Source organism: Sorangium sp. KYC3313, assembly GCF_052075895.1.
Lineage (GTDB): Bacteria > Myxococcota_A > Polyangia > Polyangiales > Polyangiaceae > Sorangium > Sorangium cellulosum_B.
The window spans coordinates 5,321,344-5,346,354 of sequence record NZ_CP197255.1 but is presented as its reverse complement, the minus strand read 5'-3'; the positions used below and the strand labels follow the sequence as shown (position 1 = coordinate 5,346,354).

The window sequence follows — 25,011 nt, the reverse complement described above, 5'->3', positions numbered from 1 at the left end:
GATAGGGTGGTCCTCCTAGGAGACCGCCATGCCTCGCTTGAACCAGATCATCGCCATCGAGAAGGGCGTCAAGGCCCGCTCCCACCAGCGCCTCACCGAGGCGCACCACGCGCTGCAGAAGCCGGCGTTGCTCTCCGGGATCTCGCGCACCTACCGGTCGAAGGACGAGGAGGGCGAGCAGCTCCCGCCCGAGGCGACGAGGGTGCAGGCGAAGGCCGAGGACATCATCCGGAGCACCGCCGACATCCTGGGCGAGCTCTTCGACGTCACGGCCACCAAGGACTATGCGAACTGCAAGGCCCGCGCGGACGTGGTCGTCGACGGCAAGGTGCTCCTCACGGGGGCGCCCGTGACTTACCTGCTCTTCCTGGAGAAGCAGCTCGTCGACATGAACACCTTCATCAAGAAGCTGCCGGTGCTCGACGCGTCGGAGAGCTGGACGTTCGATCCCTCCGCGGACTCCTGGGCGACGGAGCCGGTCCAGACGGCGCGGACCAAGAAGATCCCGCGCAACCACGTCAAGGCCGAGGCGACGGACAAACACCCGGCGCAGGTGGAGGTCTATCACGAGGACGTGGTCGTCGGTTACTGGAAGACGGTCAAGTTCTCGGGCGCGCTGCCGGCGCGGCGCATCAACGAGCTGCTCGATCGCGTGGAGAAGCTGCAAAAGGCGGTCAAGTTCGCCCGCGAGGAGGCGAACAACCAGACGGTCGAGGAGCAGAAGGTCGGCGCCGCCGTCCTCGGTTTCCTGTTCGGCGCCTGACGCGCGCCGCCCTGCCCCGGCCGCGCTTGCGCCGAGGCCGCCGGAGCGATATCGTGGCCGCGGAGTGCAAGTTGAAGCTCAAGCTCAGCTTGATGGGCTCGGCGCCCAAGCGCAGGTTCGAATCCTGCCCCCGCCACCTCATTTTCTCTCGCGGCGGGGTAGCCCAGCTCGGAAGAGGCAGCGCCGGCCCGTTCAATGGTCTCAAGCTCTCACTCCAGGCTCGAGCATTCGCCGCCGATCACCCAATCGAACGGGAGGAGGCTTGAATCGTCGGATGCTGGTTCAATTCCAGCCTGGCCAGCCCGCGCCGCGGTGAGGCGTCGCCTCTCCTCGCGCGGCGCCGGGGCGCTCCCGCCCCGGCGCGCGGTCCATGATGGCCGGTAGTTCAATGGCAGAACACGGCGGTGTAAGGACTGACCTTCGACCTTAAACGTGTGGGTGTGCGCAGATGGCGGCAAACCGAGGCCCGGGACTAGGCCACAGTCCCGGGTCTCACCTATTTCAGGGGCCTTCGGGTCGGGGGAGAGCGCCGGCGGCTCAGGCCTTCAAGAGGAGCTCGAACTCTTCGGCCACGAGCCCCTTGAACACGGTCGGCCCCGTCCGGCGGAATCCTAGCTTCTCCAGCACCCTGACCGACGCGACGTTCTCGAGCATCGCGTGCGCGACGAGGTGTGAGAGCCGGAGCTCCTCGACCGCGTACCGGATGCACGCGGCGGCCGCCTCCGTGGCGTAGCCTCTGCCCCAGTGCTCGCGGAAGAAGCGGTACCCGAGGTCCGCGACCCCGAGGTCGTCGTGCCACCTGAGGCCGCACCAGCCTAGCTTTTCCCCCGTCTTCCGGTCCGAGACGATGAACCGGCCCATGCGGAAGTCCTCGAACTGGCGCGCGAGCCGCGCGACGACCGCGCGCGCTTCGTCCTCGCACGCGAACGCGGTATCGCCGGTGTAGCGGACCACTTCGGGATCCGAGTTCAGCTCCATCATGAACGGGACGTCCGACCGCCGGTGGGGGCGGAGGCGCAGGCGCTCCGTCAGGAGGAGAGCGTCGTCGTCGGTGTCGAGGCCGGGCACCCGGCGATTCTACCCGGTCCGCCGCGGCGGCGCAGCGTTCGCGCGTCACGGGGCGCCGGCGCGCATCGTTCTGGCGCGCACCGGCGGCGAGCCGAGGTGCGTGCGCCACCCTCGGGTGATGCGGCGCGTGTCGGCGCGTCACGGTGGCCGCCGGCCGCCGGTGGAGCCTGTCCGGTCGCTGGAGAGGATCGCGCTCGACAGCGTATCGTGCGCTCCTGAGGCCATGTCGGACGCTCCTGAGGCCATGTCGGACGCTCCTGAGGCCATGTCGGACGCTCCTGAGGCCATGTCGGGCGCTCCTGAGGCCATGTCGGACGCTTTTGAATCGGCACCGGATGTTCCAGCGAAGCCGTGCTGCCGCGGCTTGACGAGCGCGCCGCGTGCTCGCCGCGCCGGCCCACCGGAGGCGCGCCGAGCGCCGACTCGCAGCGCGCCGTGTTCGCCATTTCCTGTCCCGTCCGCGGCCGTCTCCTGATTCTCGCGTTGGTGCTCCCTTCGCGCCATTGCGTGCTCCCATGCGCGAGCTGCTGTCTTTCCACGCGTTCGCCCTGCTCAGCGCTCGATGCCTGCAAATACGCCGGCTTCGCATGCGGGCGCGGCGCTCCCCCGGCGCGAGCGCGAATGAACGCCGATTGCTCGACAGGGGTCGCGGCTGTCAACCCCTCCTCGGGGGCTTGGTGAACCGCCCCCATTAACTTAGGATCGCTCCAGACACAGCGGGTTGGCGACTGGAGCCTTCGAGCGCTGGCTGCACCTGGCCGCGCCCGCGCCGTGGCGTGGCCTGTCGGGTGCCGCATCGACGAATCGCCCTGACTTTTCGTGCCGGCAATTGGTGGGACTCTCATCGAGAAGTCGGTGCGGGGCACGGGCGGAGATCCGCCCCGGAGTCGGCCTTCGCCCGATTCATTCGCCTGCTGGGCTCCACCTCATCTGAACGCGGCTGTCTGCGGGATCGAGCGCGTTGAAGCTCGGAATCGATAGAAAGGCGGAGTCACATGCGAAAGTATCGAGCGAGTGCGGTTTCTGCTGGAATCCTCGCCGGGTTTGCCGGATTGATGGCCAGCGCAGGCGCGAGCTGGGCCGGCGATTCTCGAGACGTCAAGGCGGAGGCCGGGGCGTCCGACGAGGTCGGGCACCACATGCCCGGCAAGCACAAGGGGTTCGTCGGACAGCAGTATCAGCAGTATCAGAAGGGGGAGCGCGGTCCCCAGGGGCCCATGGGGCAGCGGGGGCCCGCTGGGCCGCAGGGCGAGCGCGGCCCTCAGGGTCTTCAGGGGCCCAAGGGCGAGCGCGGCCCTCAGGGTCTTCAGGGGCCCAAGGGCGAGCGCGGCGAGCCCGGAGCGCAGGGGCCGGCAGGCACCGCGGGGCTCATCGGTCCCCAGGGCCTCCAGGGCTTCAAGGGCGTCGACGGCGCGCGGGGTCCGCAGGGTCCCCAGGGCCTCCAGGGCCTCAAGGGCGCCGACGGCGCGCGGGGTCCTCAGGGACCCGCGGGGCCCATGGGTCCCAAGGGCGAGATGGGTCCTCAGGGATCCGTGGGGCTCATCGGTCCTCAGGGCCTCAAGGGCATCGATGGCGCGCGTGGTCCGCAGGGGCCGGCGGGGCCCAAGGGCGAGATGGGTCCTCAGGGATCCGTGGGGCTCATCGGTCCTCAGGGCCTCAAGGGCATCGATGGCGCGCGTGGTCCGCAGGGGCCCAAGGGCGAGATGGGTCCTCAGGGACCCGTGGGGCTCATCGGTCCTCAGGGCCTCAAGGGCATCGATGGCGCGCGTGGTCCGCAGGGGCCCAAGGGCGAGATGGGTCCTCAGGGACCCGTGGGGCTCATCGGTCCTCAGGGCCTCAAGGGCGCTGACGGCGCGCGTGGTCCGCAGGGGTCGGTAGGACCCAAGGGCGAGATGGGTCCTCAGGGGCCGGTAGGGCCCAAGGGCGAGATGGGTCCTCAGGGCCTCAAGGGCGCTGACGGCGCGCGCGGCCCGCAGGGGCCGGTAGGGCCCAAGGGCGAGATGGGTCCTCAGGGCCTCAAGGGCGCTGACGGCGCGCGCGGTCCGCAGGGGCCGGCGGGGCCCAAGGGCGAGCGTGGCGAGCCCGGCCCCCAGGGCATCGCAGGGCATGTCGGTCCTCAGGGCCTCCAGGGCCTCAAGGGCGCCGACGGCGCTCACGGCCTCAAGGGCGCTGACGGCGCGCGCGGCCCGCAGGGCCCCGCTGGACCCAAGGGCGAGGCGGGTCCCCAGGGGCCGGCCGGGCCCAAGGGCGAGCGCGGCCCCGCAGGGCTCGTCGGTCCTCAGGGCCTCCAGGGCCTCCAGGGCCTCAAGGGCGTCGACGGCTCTCACGGCCTCAAGGGCGCTGACGGCGCGCGCGGCCCGCAGGGCCCCGCTGGACCCAAGGGCGAGGCGGGTCCCCAGGGGCCGGCCGGGCCCAAGGGCGAGCGCGGCGAGCGCGGCCCCGCAGGGCTCGTCGGTCCTCAGGGCCTCCAGGGCCTCCAGGGCCTCCAGGGCCTCAAGGGCGTTGACGGCACTCACGGCCTCAAGGGCGCTGACGGCGCGCGCGGCCCGCAGGGCCCCGCTGGACCCAAGGGCGAGGCGGGTCCCCAGGGGCCGGCCGGGCCCAAGGGCGAGCGCGGCGAGCGCGGCCCCGCAGGGCTCGTCGGTCCTCAGGGCCTCCAGGGCCTCCAGGGCCTCAAGGGCGTCGACGGCTCTCACGGCCTCAAGGGCGCCGACGGCGCGCGCGGCCCGCAGGGCCCCGCTGGACCCAAGGGCGAGGCGGGTCCCCAGGGGCCGGCCGGGCCCAAGGGCGAGCGCGGCGAGCGCGGCCCCGCGGGCCCCGCGGGGATCGTCGGTCTCCAGGGCCTCAAGGGCATCGACGGCGCGCGCGGTCTTCAGGGCCCCGCTGGACCCAGGGGCGACCGTGGCCCCCAGGGGCCGACCGGAGCGCCTGGACTCGTGAAGATCCACGTGGTCTCCGTGACGCGCGAGGCGTCGCCCACGAGCGCGTTCGTCAACGTCAAGGCGCTCTGCAACGCGGGTGAGGTCGTGATCAGCGGCGGATTCTCGATCTCCGGCGGCGCCCAGGCGACGAGCAGGGTGGTCGAGAACTCGCCGTTCGACCCCACCGAAGGCCGCGCGGGCTGGACATCGACCGCCGTCTTCGAGAGCGGCTTCGGCAAGAAGGCGCAGACGGTGTCGCTGACCACCTTCGCCGTGTGCGCCGAGCTGTCCGAGCGCTGATCCCGAAAGACCGGCGGGCCATGCTCGCATGAGCACGAGCCCATCTCTCGAGCAGCTGTCCCCCGCCCGTCCACCGTGACCGCGAGGGCGGGGGACAGCTGGCTCCGCACCTCACGGTGCTCCCCACACGCCGCACCGCGGCACACCGTGCCATCGCCGCACAGCCCCCCACCTGTCGCCCCGCCTGCACAGACCACCGCGGTCCGCCCGTGCTCCCCCCCGGAGCACGACCCGCGACGCCGCCGGGCCCAGTCGCAGCCCTCCCCTGAACCCCTTACACCGCCGGATCAGCGGCCCGCGTTCACCAGGGACACCATCGCCAGCACACTCACCCACAGAAGATCACATCCATCCGCATCGCGGCATCGGGGGTGCTGATGCCCCGCCGGCATGCGTGAGGCGGCTTGCACGCTTTTCGCATGAATTCCTCGCCCGTGGCCTGCGTGAACATCGGACTCTTCCACGTTCCGAAAAAAATGCGCGTTTTCCGGCATTTCTGCCGGAATGTCGGCGTGGCATCGCTGCTGTCCTGGATCAGGGAGAGCCGCCCTGGCACGCACGTGAAGCCGCGACGCTCTTTGTCACAGCTGTTGCCATCTGCCACAGGCGCGATTCCACGTAGTCAGCGGACGGGCCGATGAAGACATCCCCTCACGTCAATCCAGCGGTACCCGGCATATCGAGGAGACACACAGAGAAATCTCCTCGCTTCGTAGATGCTGTGGTAATTTGCCCCCCCGGGGACGCGGACACGAAGGAGGGGTTTCTCTCAGGTCGGACCACATGTGCCCGAAGCGCACCCCAGAGGGGAACCATGAGCATAGATTACGATATGAAGACCACCGAGCATGCGACGATGACCGGAGCACGCCACAACCGTCTCGTGATCGCACACGTACTGAACTCCTTCCAGGTGGGCGGCGCCGAGCAGGTCGTGGTGGATCTGGCCGGGCTGCAGCGCGCCGCGGGGCATGAGGTGATGGTCGTGGGCATCGAGACGAACCCCGACGGGCCGCGCGCGGCGCAGCTCCGGGAGCGCGACGTCGCGGTGCACATGATGCCGAAGCGCTCCGGCTTCGACCTCAAGCTCCCCGGGAAGCTCGCGGCGTTCTTCGCCAAGCACGGTGTCTCGATCGTGCACTCGCACAATCAGCTGCCGCTCATCTACGCCACGGCCGCTGGCCGGCTGCACCGTGTGCCTGTGTGCCACACGCTGCACGGCGCCATGTTCGATCAGGGGCGCAGGGCGTGGCTGCGGCACATGGCCGCCAGGCTCGCCGACGCGCACGTGGCCGTGTCGCAGTCCACGGCCGACTTCATGCTGAAGCACAAAGAGGTGCCGAGCTCGAAGCTTCATGTGATCTTGAACGGAATCGACCTCTCCCGCTTCAGGCCGGACGCCGCGGCCCGGCACCGCATCCGGGCCGAGCTCGGGATCCCCCGGGACGCGTGGGTCGCCGGGGCGGTCGGCCGCCTGTCGCAGGTCAAGAACCACGCGCTCCTGCTCCGTGCGGCCGCCGGGATCCTGTCGGGCGACTCGGACAGCGCGCGCCTCCTCCTGGTCGGAGACGGGCCGGAAGCCGCCTCGCTGCGCGCCCTCGCCGAAGAGCTCGGCATCAGCGACCGCGTCGTCTTCGCAGGCGAACGGCACGACGTGCCCGGGCTGCTCGCCGCGAGCGACGTCTTCGTCCTGTCGTCGAAGTCCGAGGGCCTGCCGCTCTCCATGGTGGAGGCCATGGCGACGGGGTTGCCGGTGGTCTCGACCGCCGTGGGCGGCATCCCTGCCCTGATCGCCGACGGGGAGACGGGCTTCCTCGTGCCGTCGGACGACGAGGGCGCGCTCGCCGCCAAGCTCGCCGCGCTCAAGGGGGATCCCATGCTGTCCGCGGCGATGGGCAAGCGCGGAAGGAAGCTCGCGCTGCGGCGCTACTCGGCCGAACGCATGATGGCGAGCTACATGGATATCTACGAGACCCTCCTCGCCCGGCGCGAGTCGGAGCGGCGAGGCGTGCTTCGGCCGAGCGAGCTGCTCGCGGGCCTGAACGCATAACCCGGCGAGCCGCTCGCAGGCTCGCCCGCATCACCCGGCGAGCCGCTCGCAGGCTCGCCCCACGATCCACACACCCGGGGCGAAACGCAAACGACGCGGCAAGCGCGTCGCCCGCCGCCGGGGGCAGGCCGTCGCTGCCTCCGGCGCGCTTCACGGCACGCGAGGGATCGTCGAGCGCGCGCGCGCGTTCGTCGCGAGCGACGGCGGCGACGAGAGCGCCGCCGCCCGGGAAAGCCGCGCCTGGGGACGACCCGAAGGCGGCCGCTCGTCCAGCGCGCCGAGGTCGCGCAGGCCCGCCGCCGGCGCGAGCGTGCTACGGGGCGGCGGCACCAGCGTGCTACGGGGCGGCGGCACCAGCGTGCTACGGGGCGGCGGCACCAGCGTGCTACGGGGCGGCGGCACCAGCGTGCTACGGGGCGGCGCGAGCGCGAGCGCGGCGTGCGCCTCGCGCACAGCGGCGAGCATCGAGCGCGCATCCGGCCAGCGATCCGCCTGCGCGAACTCGAGCGCGCGGTCCACCACCCGCACCACGGCCGGAAGCATCGACGGCGCGATCCGCGCGAGCGACGGAATCGGGCAGGTCATCCTCAGGAAGAAGAGCTCGTTGACGGTCGGCGCCTCCTGGACGTATCGGTCCGTCAGCAGCGAGAACATCGTCGCGCCCAGCGCCCAGAGGTCCGTCCGCGCATCGACGAGATCCCAGCGCGCGCGGGCCTGCTCGGGCGGCATGTACGCCGGCGTGCCCATCGCGCGGAGCCCCACGAGGGAGGTTTGCCCCGAGGGGGCCCGCAGGCGCGCGATGCCGAAATCGAGGATCTTCACCCCGCGCTCTCGCGTGAGGAAGATGTTGTCAGGCTTCAGATCCCGGTGAACGACGCCCCTCGCGTGCGCGGCCTCGATCACCTCCAGGATCTGCTCGCTCACGGAGAGGACCTCGGCCGGCGGGAGCGGGCCCCTCTGCGCCTTCCAGCGCTGGAGGAGGCTCTCCCCCTCGAGGAGCTCCATCACGAGGAACGGCGCTCCATCCTGGGTCACGTCGTCCGCGATCACCGCGGCGACCCCCGGGTGATCGAGGGTCTGCGCGATGGCCTTCTCGCGGAGGAACCGCGCGCGATCGCCCCGATCGCTCGCCCGCTCGGGGTGCAGCAGCTTGATCGCGACCCGCTGGCCCCTCCGGTGCGTCGCGGCATAGACGGCCGCCGTCCCGCCGAGGCCGATCAGCGCGTCCAGCCGCCACACGCCGTTGAGCGACGTTCCCACCCGCGCCTGCGCGCTCCGGGCGTGCGTGACATTCTCGAACTCCATCGCTGGTCCTCTCCGTACCTCGAGCCAGCGGCTCTCCCGGCGCTCGCGGCGCAGGAGAGCCACTCTGCTCTGCGTTTCCCGTGTCCCGGCGGCGGCGCTACGATCGAATCCGCGCGCCACGACGGCAGGCCCGGGTTGCAGCTCGTCGACACCGCGACCCGCCCGGCGGTCCTGCGTCACCGACACAGGAGCCGCATGGGGCGGGCGGTATCCAGCAGCACGTCATTTCATGGAAAAGTTCAGCAAAACCCGAGCCACGCCGGCGCACCTGGAGCGCCGCGGTGAACGCGCGACCACGTGGGGCGAATCGCCCCATGCGGCAAGATGCCCCGACCCTCGTGGCGTCGCTGGCTCCACTGCGGGAAGTCGGCCGGGGAAGCGAACCGCCAAGCCGACAGGGGCGCCAAGAAGACCGGCGAACAGGGGGCCCGCGCGCGGGGGCGTGGGCTCAGTGGAGGCCCTTCATCGTCGGATCGCCCAGCTTGAACGCCGCCAGCGCTTGCCGGATGAAGGCGGGCACCGACAGGTAGCTCTCGAGCGCGCCGCAAGCGCGGTTCGAGGAGCACGTGCACTCGTAGAAATCGCTGAAATCGTCGTCGTCCGCGTCGGCGTCCGCCTTGCAGCCGTCCACGCCTTCCCGCAGGACCTCGCCGTCGTCCGCGATGGCGGCGATCGTCGGATCCCACCGCACGATCGGCTGCCCGGTCTCCGGGTTCGGCTTCACCTTGTGCCAGTCCGCCTTGCCGTCGCCGTCGAGGTCGGGCCCCGGCTCGGTGACATACGCCTTCGCCAGGAGCTCATTGCCGTACTCCAGGACGCGCGCGCCGATGCCCTTCTGCACGACCTTGCCAAAGACGGTCTCGGTCCCGTAGGCCTTCGCCACGAACACCTTCCCGGACGGGTGGTGGAGCTCGATCCGGTCCGGGAAGCCGGGATCGGTGTCTGCCCCGGCCTCCCAGACGTGCATCATGTCCAGCCACTTCTGCTTCTGGTTCTCGGGCAGGTAGAGCAGGGTCCACGCGATGAGGAACTTCTGCTGCTCCCATCCGATCTGCGGATCGAGGATGGCGACCTTGGCCGGGGCCCGCGGGTTCCACGGCGCGCTGTCGGGCGCGCCATAGGAGCTGCAGACGATGCTCCCGGCCGCGGGGAAGCAGCTCTCCGGCCCGCTCTCGGCCCACCACGAGGTCCAGCCGAGCGCGCCGGCCGGATACCCGCTCGCGTCCCGGACCGGCCGGCCGCGCTGGTCCGCCTCGACGCGCACGCCCTTGAGGGCGTCGTCGCCCGTGAGGTTGTTGGCGAGCCAGCGGCGGTACCCTTCCGGGAAGACGTCGGCGAGCGAGACCGCCCGGTAGCGCGCGTCGAGGAAGTCGTGCCGCGAGTCGCTGATGAAGTTGTCGACCGACTCGGTCATCAGCATCGACACCCACGCCTTGTCGTAATAGGCCCCGGCGTTCATCGTGTACGACGAGTCGTACTCGCCCTTGTCCGCCGCGAGCGCGTTCTCGAGCGGCTTGCCCCCGACGGCGATGTCACCGAAATAGCCTGTCGCGCCGTTCGGGACGACCACCAGCGGTTCCCCGGGATCGCCGAACACGTCGCTCGATGACCGGAGGACGTTGTCCCCGTCCGGCAGGAAGTGCTCCCCCGGCTGCGGGCGCGCCATCTGGAGCGAGAAGTGATCGAACGCGATCCCGGCCGCGAGGGTGTTCTCCTTGAAGAGGCTGTTCGCGGCCTGGACCCAGAACGTGTCGAAATCGTAGCCGCGGTCCAGCGCGAACTCGCGGTAGATGTTCATGATGAGCCCGAGGCCCTTCGCGCCGTCGCGCATCTTCGCGTTGTAGCGGTTCAGGGTCCGCTCCGACGCCGCGCGCACGCTGAAGGCCTGCCGGCCGCGGCGGTAGTTGTCGAAGATGTGGTTCACCTCCTGCTGCGTGACGAAGAAATTGAAGAGCTCGTAGGCGTCCGCGCCGTTGTCGTGCCGGTACACGCTCAGGTTGCCGAGGTCGGCCCACCGGTCGGTCGCGAAGCCGTACGGCAGGCGGGTCCGCCCCGCCGGGTCCACCGACGGTCCCTTCACGTCCTTCGGCGTCTCCAGCGCGCGCCAGGGGACATAATCGACCTTCTGCTGCCGGCACCGCGTGGTCTTGCCGCCGATCGACACGAGCTGGCCGTCGAGCAAGGGGTGCCAGACGCCGTCCAGCTCCTCGTCCCAGTCCGAGGGCACGTACGCGCTCGGGTCGACCTCGACGCAGCTGCGCGGCGCGATCAGCTCGTACTTGCTCTGCAGCTCGGAGTAATGGATGTCCTCGTCGTCGTACTCGGGCTGGATGCCGAGGATGCCGCCGAAATCGTCGATCTTCGCGAGCACGCCCTTGCCGCGCGGGGTGGTCGCCTTGTAGCTCGGGTCGGCGTGCACGGCGACCGCATCGCCGTAGAACAGGCGGGCCGCGGCGAAATCGTAGGCGCCGAGCCCGATGAGGTCCTGCGTGGGCTCGCCGGCATAATCCATCGTCGACGACTGCATGAACATCCAGATCAGGTTCTTCCGCTCGTTCTCGGTGACGGGGTCGTAATACCTCGGCCCGACGCAGGCCTCGCCGTCCTCCGAGAGCGTCTCGCACCGCGTCTTCACCCGTCCATTGCTCGTGCGGAGCTGCCAGTACTGCGGCCGGTAGCCCCAGGCGTCGGAGGAGCTCACGAAATTGTGCCGCAGCCCGACGGAGTGGCCCATCTCGTGGAGGATCACCGAGGTGTGCGCCCGCTGCGCGAGGTAGCGCCGCATCGCCTCGGCGCGCCGGGCCTTCTGCGCGGCGTCCCCCTCGCCGAACCGCCCGTGCTTGCTCGCGAATTTCTCCTCGAGGAGGTCCGCCAGGTCGGCGGTCGCGAGCGGCGCCGGCGCCTCGTGCATCACGCACGCGCCGCGCTCGGCGAGCGCGATCTCCTTCAGGTTCGCGAGCTCGCGCCGCACGCTCGGGTTCGCCCCTCGGAGCGGCGACGCGAGGCGCATCACCTCGTCCGTGAGCGGCAGCCCCTCGACGCCGGTGAGCTGCTGGATCGCCTTCGTCGTGAGCTCGGCCTCGAGCTCCGAGCCCGCCGCGGCCCTGCGGCGCGCCTCGTAGACGCCGCGCATGCTGTCGGGCGCCGTGGCGTCGGCCGCGATGCCGCGCACCTCCTTCGAGAGCCGCCGGAGGCTCTCGCGCAGCGCTGGGTTCTGCGCCATCTGGCCGGTGCCCTCGGAGACGGCCGCCTCGTCCACCCCGGCGGACCGGGCGATCCGCCGCGCCAGCTCCTCCCGCGTCAGCCGCGGCAGCGCGCCGCCCCTCGAGGCGCCCTCGCTCGCCTGCGCCCAGTCCCGGACGTAATCGCCGTCGGTCACGTCTTCGGTCTTGAGCTCTCCCTTGATGTAGCGGGCCGTGTCCACGACGCCCTGGCTCCAGATGTCGCTGACGTGCGTCCAGACATTGATGCTCGCCGCGACCTTCTCGCCGGTGAGCGGGTCCTCCGAGTCGCTGTAGATGCCCCAGGCGGAGGGCGATTGCGGCGCCTCGAAGTTGTTGATCTGGTGATAGCGCAGGTCGCCGATCCGCGCGTTCAGCGCCTCGCGGCACGCCTTCATCAGCGCCGGGTCCCGCCCTGCTTGCTTGCGGCGCTCGTCGCTGCACATCCGGGCGGTCACGCCCGCCGGGAGCCGCGGACCGCCGCACGCCTCGGGGTCGGCCGCCTCGACGGGGCTGTGACAGAGCACGATCATCTCGGGCATCTTCGCGAGCGCGATGACGCCCCTCGAGGTCCCGCGCCGCGCGCCGATCTCGTCGGCGAGGGCCTCGCAGGGCTGCCCGTCGCGCGCCGCGCCGCGCCGGCACGCGTCGACCTCGCGCGAGAGCGCGATGGCGTCGGCGTCATCGTCCATCTGCCCGTCGTAGACAGGGAACGCCTCGCCGCAGCGCGCCGCGTCCCCTTGCGTGCGGACGCACTCGGCGTACTTGGCGGTGACGACGGCGCTGCGCAGGGCGACGTCCCACTCGTGGGCCGCCATGTCCGTGGCGACGAAATAGTCGGGGTTGCTGTCCGAGGTCACGTACCACGCCTGCGGCACGGCCTCGCGCCGCTGGTAGGGCAGGGTGCACCGTTGCTTGAAGGTATCGCACCGCGAGCCGGGCCCCACCGCCTCCATCCCTCCATCCCGGGCCATCAACGCCCCGGTGACGGCCTCGCACTCGTCCTCGGTCCCGTTCCGGTCCTGGTCGCGGTGCGGATCTGCGCCGGCGGGGGTGGTCTCGGGCGTGAAGCACGGGATCTCGCCCGTCATGCGCTCCGGATCGTCGTAGTAGTGGCTGCGTTCCCAGATGTTGTAACGGGAGATCAGGCGGTGCCACTTGGCGTCGCTCATGCCGTAGTTGCGGGCGTAGCCGAAGCGCTCTCGCACGAAGGCGCCGAACGCCCGGAACCGGTAGCCGTCCCACTCGGCCGGCTCGTAGTCCCGATCGACGACGCGCCGGAATGACTGCCGGAGGGTGATCTCGACGGGGTTGCACGATCCGACCGGCGCGGTGCCGCCCGCGAAGTCCGTGTCGAGCATGCAGGCCGGGAAGCTGTCGATGCCCCAGCCGAGGTGGCTGAGATCGACGAGCTGAGGCACCGCGAAGGCCTTGTTGGTGACGTCGAAATACCCCTCCTCGGGCTCGAAATGGGGCGCGTCGGGGTGGCTCGGGTCGCTGACGTAGTAGGAGAGCGGCTCGTACTGCACGCCGCCGTAGACGCCGATGAGCGACAGCGTGTCGAAGTCGTAGGAGTCGACGTTCAGGTTCTTCGACCAGTCGACCCGCATGTACTCGCGCTCATACCACGGACGATCGGTCGTGTTTTCGACGACGACGTTGCTCTCTTCGCCCGTCGCCCGGTTGTAATCGCGCTGGACGTCGAAGTGCGAGAGGATCTTGTAGGCGACGACCACGACGCCATCGTCCGTGGCGGCGCCGGCGCCCTTGCCGTCGCTGTCGTTCACGCGCTCGTAGGTGAGGCGCCCGAGCAGGAGGTCTTCCTGGATGATCCACTTGATGCGCGCGACGTCGGCCTGAGCGTACGAGGAGGAGAAGAGCCCGTCCTGCGAGGCGCCGTAGCCCACGTCGACCACCGTGGTCCGCGCCCAGAACTCGGGATCGTCCTCCCTGCTCTGCAGATCGGCGCCGACGAAGAACGATTTGGCCAGCGCGTTCGCCTGAACCTGGCTGATGGCCGGCCGCTCCTCGGCGCAGCCCGCGATCGAGCACACCGCTGCCGCGAGCAATGCCTGTCTCACAATCCACCTCATCGCAGAGTCCTCCTCTGGCAGCTCGGTCCCGAGCGCGCATGCCCCCATGAGAACCTCGGCCCGAGTCGCCGCGACGACCGCCCCGGTCGCGCGAGGGGCGCGCCTGCTCGCCCTCGCCGGCACCGCGGCATACCACGTACCACGCGCGCCACACCCTCGCCATTCCTGGCCAATCCACGGGCATTCAATGCCTTTTCCGCCTCGCGCCCCGCTCACCGCGCGGCCGCGCTGCACCGCCGGGCGTTAGGCGATTGACGGCCGATTGACGGCCGCTGCCCCCGTTCGCCGAGCCTCTCCGGGCTGGGACGGAAATGGCCTGTTCCAAGCGGCCAGCGGCTCGGCTGTTCCAGTCGTCCGCCGTGGGCCCCGGAGGCTCGGCGCGCGCTTCTCTCCCGCCGCCCCCTCGCCTCGCTCGCGAGGCTGCGGTATTCGACCACCTCACCCGATCGGGAGGAACACCGTGCCTGACGGAGACGTCCTGCTCTCGAACACCGACGGCACCATCCTGGCGCAAGGCCCCGCCGTGCTCGTCTGCGAGTGCCGTGGCGACGGCCTCGACCTCGCCGTCCGTCGCGTCGCCGCGTTCGCGCTCGTCGCCTCGCTCGTCGTGGCGGGCATCGTGGCGGCGCGCGCGGCCCCCTTTCCCATCCTCTTCATCGCGGGGATGTGGACCGCCGGAGCCGCCGCCGCGCTGCTCGCCGTCCGCCGGCGCCGCCGGCTCCACGGGCTGTTCCGCCTCGACTTCGAGCGGGACGAGCTCATCCAGGACGGCCGTGGCTTCCGGCGGATCCTGCCGATCCAGGCGATCGTCGGCGTCTCGACCCCGCCCGCCTCGGACGCGGACGTCGACGAGCCGGGCCTCGCGCCGCGCTGGCTGCTCCTCCACCTGTCGACCGGGGAGCAGCTGCGCCTGGGCAAGGCGCCCGCCTACGCGCTCGGCCCCGCGCTCGCCTTCCTCCGGCGGGCCGGCGTCGAGGCGTGAGGGGCGCGCCCGCCGCCGGCCAGCGCCGCGCCGTCAGGGGCTCGGCAGGCTGGGGTAGGCCGGACCGAAGTCGTTGCGGACGTCGCGGACCGTCGAGAGGTACGGCGTCTTCACGGTCTCGTCCCGGTAGAGCGGCCTGACGACGCACGTATCGCCTCCGCACTCCCCCGCTTCGGGGAAGATCACGTCGGCGACGAGCCAGAACCTGTCGCCTGAGTCCTCCGGAACGAAGGCGACGGGCACCTCGGGGTCGTAGAAACCGGTGGGCCCGAGGTCGGCCCCGAGCTCGCCGTTGCAGTAGATCTTGATCCGCGGGTGCACGTCGAACGACACGCTGCCGCCGAAGTAGTGCACGGCGATGCGCATCCAGCTGGCCTTGGGCGGGAAATCGACGTTGATGTTCTCGGGCGCGCAGAAGGTCGGGTCGTCCGGGTCCGTGGTGCGGTGGGCGCAGGAGATGTTGTCGAGATCGAGCCGCGGGCTATGGCACCCCCGGCCGTGGTCGCGCCAGTCGTCCCCCACCCCGCGAGGCGCGTAGAAGCAGCTGTTGTTGGTCTCCTCCGGATCCAGGTACCAGTTCACCGGCTCGGGGGGCGTCGCCGTGTCGCTGAACCACGTGATGGCCGAGCCGCCAGAGAGGCTGTCGAGCGTACAATTTCCGTAGCCACACACGGCGCTGGAGCCGCCGACCGTCCAGGGCTGCATGCTGTCCGGCTTGTGGAGGTAGAGGTCCATGTCCACGCTGGCCGGCTCGTGCTCCCACTCGAGCTCGACGCGGAGGCCGCGGGCGCCGACGAACAGCGGGTAAACGCAGGTCGCGGTCTCTCCGCTCGCCAGGCTCTTCGTGTACGTGACCGTGTACTCGCCCGACTGGAGCGGCTTGAAATCGTCCGCCGGCCCCTGCCCGCCCACCGCGGGGCACGGGCTCACGCCCGGCGGGCACGTCACCGTCCACACCTCGGAGCCCGGACGCGCGTCCTCGCTGAACGAGCCGGTGCCCTCCTTCAGATCGACGGTGGCGAACGGCGCCGCCTGGAGCGGGTGGCAGCCCGCCACGTCGTTCCGGTGGCAGTCCTGGTCCGCGTGCACGCCGCCGACGCAGGGGCCCCACGTGCCCGTCTCGTCGCAGATCTGGGTCCCGGGGAAGCACCCCGGGCTGCGCCGGAACGACGGATCGCCGCGAAAGCAGGAGTGCGCCTGCCCGGCGATGCACCCGCAATTCTCGTCGATCATCCCGTTGCAGTCGTCATCCAGCCCGGCGTGATCCACGCCGAGCTCATCCACGCCGCACAGCTCCGTCGGACCGCAGGCGCTCCCGCACGGGTTGACCGTCACCGGCAAGCCCTCGTGCGTCCCTTCGCCGGGGTCGCCAAGGAAGCCGCCGTAACCTTCCGAGCCGCCGGGCTGGGCGGTCGCCGCGCCGGCGCCGCCCGCCCCGGCGGCGCTGCCCGCCTCGTCGGCGTGCGCGCCGCCGCCCGTCGTCGGATCGAACGTGAGCCGCTTGCCCTCGGCGCTGCAGCCGGCCGCGAAACCGGCGCCCGACGCCGCGATCGCGATCACGACGGGGAGCACGGAGGAGACACGAAGACGAGACATGATACCTCCACTTGGAGACCTAGACGCGGTGTCGCGGCGGCCTGCGCCCGCTCCGCGCGACGGCGAAGCGCGCCGCGCACCAGGCACTACGGCGTGATGCAAAGCGGATACCGGTTTCCCCAGCGCGCGCGAAAGCGCGGCTCGGGACGGCGGATCACGAAGCCTCGACCCTCATCGAGTAACAAGGACACCTGCCATGCAGACTCAGCAGGGTGAGTCGCTGGAGGAGGACTCCCTAGCACGGACGCCGGCCGGCGATGGCCACAATGAGCCGCCTTCAGCCGGCGAGACGCGCTCTCGCCGGATGCGTCGTCAGGCGAACCACCAACTCACCCGAGGAGCCAGAGAAATCATCCTCAGACAGATCACCACGATGCTCGCCGTGCTGGCCGGTGTGGCGTTGCGCCTCACGACCTCTGCGCACGGGGCGAGACGGCGCCGGCAGAGCTCGCGCGCTCGCGCCGGCGCGCGCCCTTCGGGGTCACGGCAGCGTCGGGTAGGCGGGACCGAAGCTCGCCTCGACGTCGTCCCGCGTGGTGAGCAGCGGCGTCTTCGCGCTGGCGCTCTCATAGAGCGGCCGCACGACGCAGGCCGCCTGGCCGCACTCGTCCGGCTCGGGGAAGAGCACGTCGGCGACGAGCCAGAACAAGGTGTGTCCGTCCGTGGGCTTGAACGCGACACGCCGCTCTGGGCTGTAGAACCCCGTGTGCCCCAGATCGGCCCCGAGCGCGCTGTCGCAGAAGATCTTGATCCGGGGGTGGATATCGTGCTTCACGCTCCCCTGACCGAAGTAATACACGCCGATGCGCATCCACTGACCCTTCGGCGGATAGTCGAGGTTGATGTTCTCCGGCGCGCAGAAGTCTGGGTCGTTGGGGTCCGTCACGATGGGGTCGCACCTCCAGTTGTCGAGGTCGAGCCGCGGGTTGTGGCAGCCAAGACCGTTCGCCTCCCATAGTTTCCCCACGCCCCGAGGGGCGTTGAAGCAGCCGTTGTTGCCCGGCACCGGATCGAGGTACCAGTTCACGGGGTCCGGCAGCCTCGCGCTGTTCAAGAACCAGCGGATATCCGAGGCCTTTGACGAGAAGTGCTCGATGGTGCAGTTGTAAAAGCCGCAGTCCACCGCCGAGCCCGACATGCTCCAGGGTTGCGTGTTGCTCGGCTTGTGGAGGTGGAGATCGAGATCGACGTCGCCGACGTCGTGCTCCCACTCGAGCTCGACGCGCAGCCCGCCCGCGCTGACGAAGAGCGGGTACTGGCAGCTCCGGGTATCGCCGCTCGGGACGCGCTTCGTGTACGTGACAGTGTACTCCCCCGACTGCAGCGGCTTGAAATCGTCCGCTGGGTCCGAGCCGCTCACTCCGGGGCACGGGTCGACGCCATCGGGGCAGTCCACCGTCCACACCTCGGAGCCCGCGACCGCATCCGCGCTGAAGGCGCTGGTGCCCGCCTTGAGGTTGACATCGGCGAAGGGCGACGCCTGCATCGGGCGGCACGGAGCGCCGCCACCCATGTGGCAGTTCTCGTCGGCGTGCACGCCGCCGACGCACGGGCCCCAGGTGCCAGTCTCGTCGCAGAGCTGGGTGCCAGGAAAGCAGCCCTCGCTGTTCCGGAACGACGGATCGCCGCGGAAGCAGGAGTGCGCCTGACCGGGGATGCAGGCGCACGTCTCGTCGATCGAACCATCGCAGTCGTCGTCCAGGCCGAGGGTCGCGCCGGTACATAGCTCCCTGTCGCCGCACGCGCTCCCACAAGCGTTCACCGGCACATCGCTGTACGGCTCCTGCCCTCCATCGATGTCGAGGAACCCACCCTGCCCGTCGACTCCGCCGGTCGTGCCGCCCGCCCCCACGCCTGGTTCGTCAGCTCCGCTCGAGTCGAGCACGTTGGACGAGCCCGTCGCGCTGCAGCTGGCCGCGAAGCCAGCGCTGGACACGGCGGCGCCAACCACGATGAGGAGCGAGAAGGAGAACCGACATCGACCCATGACACCTCCGCTTGAGGGACCCTCGATGCCGCGACAAAGCGGGCTCACGCCCCGCTCGACACCCCGGCATTCCAGGAGCTCACGCGAGTGTAGCAAAATCAGCAAGCGACAATCGCACTGCAAGCGCGACATGAAGAACGTCGCTCTCTCACCGCGCGCCGCCGTCCATCCGCGAGCGGTCGATTGTCCACATCCACCGATGCGCTGCGGGTGCAGGACGGCGCCCACGCACGCACAGGGCGTGAAGCTGGCGCCAGGGGATCGCCTATCCGATGATCGGGAGCTGCCGAGCGCCCTTGGCCCTCGCAGGCTGCGGCTCCGGCTGCGGCTGCACCACGGACGAAGCGGCCGCCTCCTCGATGTGCACGCCGGAGCGGAAGCGCTGCTCGCCGCCCGCGATCTTGCGGTGCGCCAGCGTGTGCTGCATGAAATTCAGCGGAAAGAAGCCCGCCAGCTGGATCCAGCTCGACTGCCGCGTGAGGGTGAACCTGCGCCATATCGAGGACGGCGAGTAGAATTTCGTCCACGCGGACACCCACCCCTCCCGGAGCCGCTCCCGCGACATCTGCTTGGGGACGAAATAGGGCGAGCCGGCGTCGTGGTCGCGGCGCAGCCACCAGCGCTCGTCCGTGAGGCGCCCCTCCGCCTTGAGGCGGCGGTACAGCTGCGTCGCGGGGTACGGGGTGAGGATGGCATACAGCGCCATCGTCAGCTTCATGTCGACGCCGAACTCCACGGTGCGATCGAACACCTCGGGATCGTCCGTATCGAACCCGAAGACGAAGCTCCCCCAGACCGAGATGCCGTGATCGTGGAGCATCGCCATCGTCTCCTTGTACTGGGAGGGACGGTTCTGCCGCTTTCCGGTGAACTTCACCGTCTCGTCGTCGATGCTCTCGAAGCCGATGAAGAGCGCCTTGCACCCGCTCTCGGCCATGAGCTTCACGTTCTCGAGGCGCTTGACCGCGGCGAGCGAGCACTGGCCTATCCAGTGCTTCTTCAGCGGGATCATCCGGGTGAAGAGCTCCTTCGAGTACGCCCGGTGGATCATCACGTTGTCGTCCGCGAACATGATGAGCTTGCCGAGCGACCGGAGCTCGCTCAGCACCTCGTCGGTCGGGCGGAACCGCATCGTGGTGCCGTTCGCCGTCGACACGCTGCAGAACTCGCACGGATACGGGCAGCCGCGCATCGTCTGGACGACCTGGAACGGGATGTACTTCTTGGAGGTGAACAGGTCGCGCCGCGGCGGGGGCCTGCCCGCGAGGCTCGGCAGCTCCGGGCGGTAGAACGGCTTGAGCTCGCCGCGCTTCACGTCCGCGAGCAGGGCGGGCCAGGCGTCCTCCGCCTCGCCGACCACGACGGCGTCCGCGTGCTGCAGGGCCTCGTCGGGGCAGGCCGTCGGGTGGATGCCACCGAGCACCACCTTCACGCCGCGCCTGCGGTAAGCGGCGGCGATATCGTAGCTGCGGCGGGCGGTCTTGCTGTCGACGCTGATCCCGACGAGGTCGACGTCCTTGACGTCGCGCTGGAGATCGAAGGGCTGCACGACGTCATCGGTATAGATGATCTCATCTTCGGGGGGCGTGAGCGCCGCGAGCGTGCCGAGCCCCACCCGGGGCAGGTACGCGGAATCCTCGCTTGCCGTGGCGATGAGCTCGATCTGCATGGCGGATCGTGCTTATCACGGAGCCCCAAGGAGACCCACGACGAATGAGCTTGCTCTCGGACGCCGCAGTCTTTCTCGGCGCGGCCGTGATCGCCGTGCCGCTGTTCAAGCGGATCGGCCTCGGCGCGGTGCTCGGCTACCTCGTCGCGGGCGCGCTGCTCGGCCCGTCGGGGCTGCGGATCATCGCCAACGTCGAGGACACCCTCCACTTCTCGGAGCTCGGCGTGGTGCTGCTCCTCTTCCTCATCGGCCTCGAGCTCAAGCCGTCGCGGCTCTGGGTGCTCCGCCGCGCCGTGTTCGGCCTCGGCGGCGCGCAGGTCGCCGTCACGGGCGCGCTCATCGCGCTCATCGGCGCCGCGCTCGGCCTGCGCGCCGACACGGCGGCCATCGCGGGCGTCGGGCTCTCGCTCTCGTCGACGGCGTTCGTCCTGCAGATCCTGGCCGAGAAGGGCCAGATGCAGTCGCAGCACGGCCGCTCCGCGTTCGCCATCCTGCTCTTCCAGGACCTCGCCGTCATCCCGCTGCTCGCGGGGCTCCACCTGCTCGGCCCCGCCGGCGCGGCCCCCGCCGAGGGGAGCGCCGTCGCCTCGTCGCTCAAGGTCGTGGCCGTGCTGCTCGCGGTCGTCGTCGGCGGCCGCTACCTCGTGCGCCCCGTCTTCCGGGCCATCGCCGCCACCCACGCCCACGAGGTCTTCACCGCGGCGGCCCTGCTCGTCGTGCTCGGCACGGCGCTCCTCATGGTGCAGGTCGGCCTCTCCATGTCGCTCGGCGCCTTCCTGGCGGGCGTGCTGCTCGCCGACTCGGAGTACCGCCACGAGCTCGAGGCGGACATCGAGCCGTTCAAGGGCCTGCTCATGGGGCTCTTCTTCATCGCCGTCGGGATGTCGGCGAACATCGGCCTCGTCATCGAGCGGCCGCTGCTCGTCCTCGGGCTCGTCCTCGGCGTGATGACGCTCAAGGCCGCCGTCCTGCTCGTCCTGGGCAGGGCGACCGGGCACGCGAAGGGCTCCGCGCGCGACCTCGCGCTCACGCTCCCGCAGGGGGGCGAGTTCGCCTTCGTCCTCTTCGGGCTGGCCGCGGGACAGGGCCTCATGGACAGGCTCCTCGCCGACCTCCTGGTCGTCGTGGTCACCCTGTCCATGGCGCTCACGCCGCTCGTCATCGCGCTCGGCGACGCGCTCGTCAAGCGATGGCAGGGGGGCCGGCCAGAGCGCGAGTTCGACGCGATCGACGACGACGACCCGAGGGTCATCATCGCCGGATACGGCCGCTTCGGCCAGATCGTCTCTCGCGTCCTCCGCACGAGGAAGATCCCCTTCACCGCGCTCGACGCGAGCCCGACGCAGGTCGACTTCGTCCGCAGGTACGGCAACAAGATCTATTACGGGGACGCCTCCCGGCTCGAGCTGCTCCGCGCGGCGCGCGCCGACAAGGCGAAGATCTTCGTGCTGGCGATCGACGACGTCGCGTCGTCGGTGAAGACGGCGGAGGTGGTGAAGCGGCACTTCCCGGACCTCCTCATCTACGCGCGCGCCAGGAACCGCCAGCACGCGTATCAGCTGATGGATATCGGCGTGACGGTGCTGGCGCGGGAGACGTTCCTGTCGTCGCTCGAGGTGGCGGCGCGCGTGCTCGAGGGCCTCGGGATGCGGGAGCGGGACGCCCGCGCGACCATCGAGCGGTTCAGGGCCCACGACGAGAGGGTGCTCCTCCGCGGGCACGCGGTGCACAACGACGAGGTCAAGCTCATCGAGGCGGCGAAGCAGGCGGCGCAGGAGCTCGAAGGGCTGTTCGAGTCCGACGAGATCGCGCCGCCCGGCAGGGACGACGAGGCCGCGGCGGTGTGACGCGGAGCGCGCGAGTCGCCGCCGGCTCGCTCACTCCTGCTCTTGCTTCGCGCCGATGCCGTGGCGGCGGAGGTAAGCCCGCACGTGCGCCCGCTCCATGCCCGCGCGCCGCGCCATCTCGCTCACGTTGCCCTTCGCGTCCTCGGACAGGGCGGCGAAGTAGTCGCGCTCGAACCGCGCGAGGACGTCGCGCTTCGCCTCCTGGAACTGGCGGCCCTTCATCGACGCGAACGAGCTGCTGGCCGCGCCGCCGCCCGGGGGGATCGACGGCGAGGAGCTCGGGTGCATCGGCGTCTCGGTGAGGGCGCCGAGGTGCGCCGCGATGTCGATCTCCTCGCCCTCGGCGGCGAGCGCGAACGCGACGGCGACCGCGTTCCGCAGCTCGCGGACGTTTCCCGGCCAGTCGTGCCGCATCAGCCGCTCGAGCGTCATGTTCGAGACGCGCTCGTAGGCGCTCTCGTCGCCGAGATCCTTCAGCATCCGGCGGACGAGCACGGGGATGTCCTCCACGCGCTGCCGGAGCGCCGGCAGCTCGATCTTGATCTGCGCGACGCGGAAGTAGAGGTCGCTCCGGAAGTTGCCGCCGTTCACGGCCCGCACGAGGTCGCGGCGCGTCGCCGCGAGCACGCGCACGTCGACCTCGCGGTAGCTCGACCCGCCGACGCTCTTGATGCGGCGCTCGGCGAGCGCGCGGAGGAGCTTCGGCTGCACCTCGAGCGGCAGCTCGCCGAGCTCGTCGAGGAAGATCGTGCCGCCGTCCGCCTCGATGAACGGCGAGAGGCGCTTGTCGACCGCGCCCGTGAACGCGCCGCGCTCGTGGCCGAACAGCGTCGCCTCGGCCAGGGTCGGCGGGATCGAGCCGCAGTCCACGACCACGAACGGCTTCTTCGAGCGGGCGCTCGCCAGGTGCAGCGCCTGCGCGACGAGCTCCTTGCCCGTGCCGGTCTCGCCCGTGATGAGCACCGTGAGGTCGGTCGGCGCCATCTTGGAGAGGCGCTCGAAGATGGCCCGCATCCCGGGGCTGCTCGCCACGAGCGGGCCGAACGACGGGATCGCCGAGACCGTGATGCGCTCGGGCCGCAGGGGCTCGAACTGGATCTCGGTCTCGCCGAGCCGCAGCTTCGTGCTCGTGAGCAGGTAGATGTCGCCGACCCGCACGCCGCCGACGAAGGTCCCGTTCCGGCTGTCGAGATCGCGCACGCGGACGCCCTGCTCCGTGGCGACGAACTCGGCGTGCACCGCGCTGACCTTGGCGTCGTCGAGCACCAGCTGGCAGGCCGCGTTGCGGCCCACGATGACGGGATCGGTGCCGATCTCGATCCATCCGCCGCCGCGCGCGGCCGATGATTTCGTGAGGCGGATGCGCCCGCCGCGCACCTCGACCCGGTTCTTCGTGCCTACCGTCGCGTCGAGCAACTCAGTGCCTCTCTGTCTTGCGGCGCGAAGGCGGACCCTCCGGCCGGGGAATCTCTGGGCCCCCGCCCCTGCTCGGCGGCGCCGGCGGCGCGCCCGCGCCCGCCCTGCTCGGCGGTGGTGGCGGCGCGCCCGCGCCCGCCCTGCTCGGCGGCGCCGGCGGCGCGCCCGCTCTGCTCGGCGGTGGCGGCGGCGCAGCGGCCCTGCTCGGCGGCGCCGGCGGCGCGCCCGCTCTGCTCGGCGGTGGTGGCGGCGCGCCCGCGCCCGCCCTGCTCGGCGGCGCCGGCGGCGCACCCGCGCCCGCCCTGCTCGGCGGTGGTGGCGGCGCGCCCGCGCCCGCCCTGCTCGGCGGCGCCGGCGGCGCGCCCGCGCCCGCCCTGCTCGGCGGCGCCGGCGGCGCGCCCACGCCCGTCCTGCTCGGCGGCGCCGGCGGCGCAGCGGCCCGGCTCGGCGGCGGCGGCGGCACGGTGCTCCCGGCCCGGCTCGGCGGCGGCGGGGGCACGGTGCTGGCCCTGGGAGGGGCGAGCGAAGCAGGGGGCGGCGAGCTGTGGCCGCCGTCGCTGAAGCCGCCGTTCTCCGTCATCGTCGGCGGGCCGTCGACGACCGTCGGGTTGTCTTCCAGGAACGGGTCGGGCAGCTCGGAGGGATACCTGCTCCGCTGCGTGCGGCGCGTCGCGCGCGTGATGTTCGCCGGCTGGATGGCCCGCCAGCTCGACAGCGCCTCTGCCGCGGAGCCGAAGCGCCCCTCGCGCCGGCGGTCGAGCGCCCGCTCGAGGAAGCGCTCGATGCCCACCGGCCATTTCTCGCCGGTCGCCTCGGCGAGCGAAGGCGCCGGGCGGTCGAGCTTCATCGCGACGAGCACCGCGGCGTTCGCCCCCTCGAACGGCAGCCGCCCGGACAGGGACCGGAAGGCCACCGCGCCGACCGCGTAGATGTCGGCCCGCTCGTCGGCCCGCGCGGCGCCCCGCACCTGCTCCGGCGCCATGTACGCGAACGATCCCAGCGTCGCGTCGAAGGCGGTGAGCGTCGGCTCTTCCTTCTCGCGCCGCGCGAGCTTCGAGATGCCGAAATCGAGGATCTTCGCGCGCTCGCGCCGGTCCGGCAGGCCGAGGTGCTCGAGGTAGATGTTGCCCGGCTTCAGATCGCGGTGGATGACGCCCGCGGCGTGCGCCGCCACGAGCCCCTGGAGCACGTCATCGATGATCGGGCCGACCTCGCTGAACGGCAGGTACTGCTCGCGCTTCAGCCGATCCGCCAGCGACTCGCCGTCGAGCTGCTCGAACACGAGCAGGTGCTCGCCCTCGTCCGTCTGGCCGACCTCGAGCAGCTGGCAGACGTACGGGCTCTGGATGGCCGAGGCGATCTTCGCCTCGCGGTCGAAGCGCCGCACGAGATCGGGCTTCATCGCGGCGCGCGCGAGCAGGACCTTGATGGCGACCTGGTGATTGTCCGATTCCCGTGTCGCTGCCCAGACTTCGCCCATGCCGCCCCGCCCGAGCAGGCGGGAGACACGGTAGCCAGCAACGACGTCGCCCGGGTGGATCGCCACGTAACCTGGATCGGGACCGTACCACCGCGCCTCTCGAACGGGTGAGAAAAATGCGAGCGTCCGGGGAAACCGCGTGATTCCCGGAGCGACCGGAACCGATCACGGAGCGCCGCTCGCGGCGCGTGCTGCGGGCTCACAGCGCGACAGCGCGACAGCGCGCCGGCGCGCTCGGAGCACGAACCCAACGGAGGGCGCGCCCTGGTTCGGTGGACCACGGCGAGCCGCGCGCCCTCGATGGTCGTGGCCG

General features: G+C 71.0%; 13 protein-coding genes. 5 read left to right on the top strand and 8 right to left on the bottom strand.

Features of this window, described 5'->3' with window-relative positions:
- The first annotated feature begins 28 nt into the window (after positions 1 to 28).
- Positions 29 to 763, top strand: a complete 735-nt coding sequence (locus ACSRUE_RS21000; protein ID WP_437765973.1) for a DUF7873 family protein — start codon at positions 29 to 31, stop codon at positions 761 to 763.
- Between the two features lie 537 nt (positions 764 to 1,300).
- Here the strand turns inward: ACSRUE_RS21000 and ACSRUE_RS20995 are convergent.
- A complete protein-coding gene (locus tag ACSRUE_RS20995) occupies positions 1,301 to 1,831 on the bottom strand; it encodes a GNAT family N-acetyltransferase (RefSeq protein ID WP_441292536.1) in 531 nt (176 codons plus the stop codon).
- Positions 1,832 to 2,886: 1,055 nt separating this feature from the next.
- Here ACSRUE_RS20995 and ACSRUE_RS20990 point away from each other — a divergent pair.
- Together ACSRUE_RS20990 and ACSRUE_RS20985 are read left to right on the top strand one after the other, a co-directional pair.
- Entirely contained in the window at positions 2,887 to 5,052 is a 2,166-nt protein-coding gene (locus ACSRUE_RS20990; protein WP_441292535.1) for a collagen-like protein, read from the top strand.
- An 832-nt stretch (positions 5,053 to 5,884) separates the two neighbouring features.
- Complete coding sequence (locus ACSRUE_RS20985) at positions 5,885 to 7,102, top strand: glycosyltransferase (protein ID WP_441292534.1); 1,218 nt, start codon at positions 5,885 to 5,887, stop codon at positions 7,100 to 7,102.
- 150 nt (positions 7,103 to 7,252) lie between these two features.
- On the opposite strand, the gene ACSRUE_RS20980 is transcribed toward ACSRUE_RS20985, so the two are convergent.
- Positions 7,253 to 8,407, bottom strand: coding sequence for a protein kinase domain-containing protein (locus ACSRUE_RS20980; protein ID WP_441292533.1), 1,155 nt, complete (start codon positions 8,405 to 8,407; stop codon positions 7,253 to 7,255).
- A gap of 448 nt (positions 8,408 to 8,855) precedes the next feature.
- Positions 8,856 to 13,709, bottom strand: coding sequence for a hypothetical protein (locus tag ACSRUE_RS20975; protein WP_441292532.1), 4,854 nt, complete (start codon positions 13,707 to 13,709; stop codon positions 8,856 to 8,858).
- Positions 13,710 to 14,181: 472 nt separating this feature from the next.
- On the opposite strand from ACSRUE_RS20975, the gene ACSRUE_RS20970 reads away from it, so the two are divergent.
- Positions 14,182 to 14,703 (top strand): hypothetical protein, encoded by a 522-nt coding sequence (locus tag ACSRUE_RS20970; protein WP_441292531.1) that lies wholly within the window; start codon positions 14,182 to 14,184, stop codon positions 14,701 to 14,703.
- 33 nt (positions 14,704 to 14,736) lie between these two features.
- Here the strand turns inward: ACSRUE_RS20970 and ACSRUE_RS20965 are convergent, their stop codons facing one another.
- From ACSRUE_RS20965 to ACSRUE_RS20955, 3 genes are all read right to left on the bottom strand, one after another.
- Positions 14,737 to 16,299: a hypothetical protein gene (locus tag ACSRUE_RS20965; RefSeq protein WP_441292530.1), complete on the bottom strand. Its 1,563-nt coding sequence runs from the start codon at positions 16,297 to 16,299 to the stop codon at positions 14,737 to 14,739.
- Between the two features lie 481 nt (positions 16,300 to 16,780).
- The gene (locus ACSRUE_RS20960; RefSeq protein ID WP_441292529.1) at positions 16,781 to 18,286 is read right to left on the bottom strand and encodes a hypothetical protein; all 1,506 of its coding nucleotides are present in this window, start codon (positions 18,284 to 18,286) and stop codon (positions 16,781 to 16,783) included.
- Between the two features lie 265 nt (positions 18,287 to 18,551).
- Positions 18,552 to 19,955 (bottom strand): B12-binding domain-containing radical SAM protein, encoded by a 1,404-nt coding sequence (locus ACSRUE_RS20955; protein WP_441292528.1) that lies wholly within the window; start codon positions 19,953 to 19,955, stop codon positions 18,552 to 18,554.
- 44 nt (positions 19,956 to 19,999) lie between these two features.
- On the opposite strand from ACSRUE_RS20955, the gene ACSRUE_RS20950 reads away from it, so the two are divergent.
- Positions 20,000 to 21,802 carry a monovalent cation:proton antiporter-2 (CPA2) family protein gene (locus tag ACSRUE_RS20950; RefSeq protein ID WP_441292527.1) on the top strand — a complete coding sequence of 601 codons (1,803 nt, stop codon included), beginning with the start codon at positions 20,000 to 20,002 and terminating at the stop codon, positions 21,800 to 21,802.
- 30 nt (positions 21,803 to 21,832) lie between these two features.
- Here ACSRUE_RS20950 and ACSRUE_RS20945 read toward each other — a convergent pair whose 3' ends face one another.
- Positions 21,833 to 23,218, bottom strand: a complete 1,386-nt coding sequence (locus tag ACSRUE_RS20945) for a sigma 54-interacting transcriptional regulator (RefSeq protein WP_441292526.1) — start codon at positions 23,216 to 23,218, stop codon at positions 21,833 to 21,835.
- A gap of 1 nt (position 23,219) precedes the next feature.
- On the bottom strand, positions 23,220 to 24,764 hold the full coding sequence (locus ACSRUE_RS20940) for a serine/threonine-protein kinase (RefSeq protein WP_441292525.1): 1,545 nt from the start codon (positions 24,762 to 24,764) through the stop codon (positions 23,220 to 23,222).
- Positions 24,765 to 25,011: the final 247 nt, after the last annotated feature.

What these genes read in the sequence shown, in the direction of transcription:
- ACSRUE_RS21000 (WP_437765973.1), top strand. Translation starts at nt 29, where the DNA reads ATGCCTCGCTTGAACCAGATCATCGCCATCGAGAAGGGCGTCAAGGCC.
- ACSRUE_RS20990 (WP_441292535.1), top strand. Translation starts at nt 2,887, where the DNA reads ATGGCCAGCGCAGGCGCGAGCTGGGCCGGCGATTCTCGAGACGTCAAG.
- ACSRUE_RS20985 (WP_441292534.1), top strand. Translation starts at nt 5,885, where the DNA reads ATGAAGACCACCGAGCATGCGACGATGACCGGAGCACGCCACAACCGT.
- ACSRUE_RS20980 (WP_441292533.1), bottom strand. Translation starts at nt 8,407, where the DNA reads ATGGAGTTCGAGAATGTCACGCACGCCCGGAGCGCGCAGGCGCGGGTG.
- ACSRUE_RS20965 (WP_441292530.1), bottom strand. Translation starts at nt 16,299, where the DNA reads ATGTCTCGTCTTCGTGTCTCCTCCGTGCTCCCCGTCGTGATCGCGATC.
- ACSRUE_RS20960 (WP_441292529.1), bottom strand. Translation starts at nt 18,286, where the DNA reads ATGGGTCGATGTCGGTTCTCCTTCTCGCTCCTCATCGTGGTTGGCGCC.
- ACSRUE_RS20955 (WP_441292528.1), bottom strand. Translation starts at nt 19,955, where the DNA reads ATGCAGATCGAGCTCATCGCCACGGCAAGCGAGGATTCCGCGTACCTG.
- ACSRUE_RS20950 (WP_441292527.1), top strand. Translation starts at nt 20,000, where the DNA reads ATGAGCTTGCTCTCGGACGCCGCAGTCTTTCTCGGCGCGGCCGTGATC.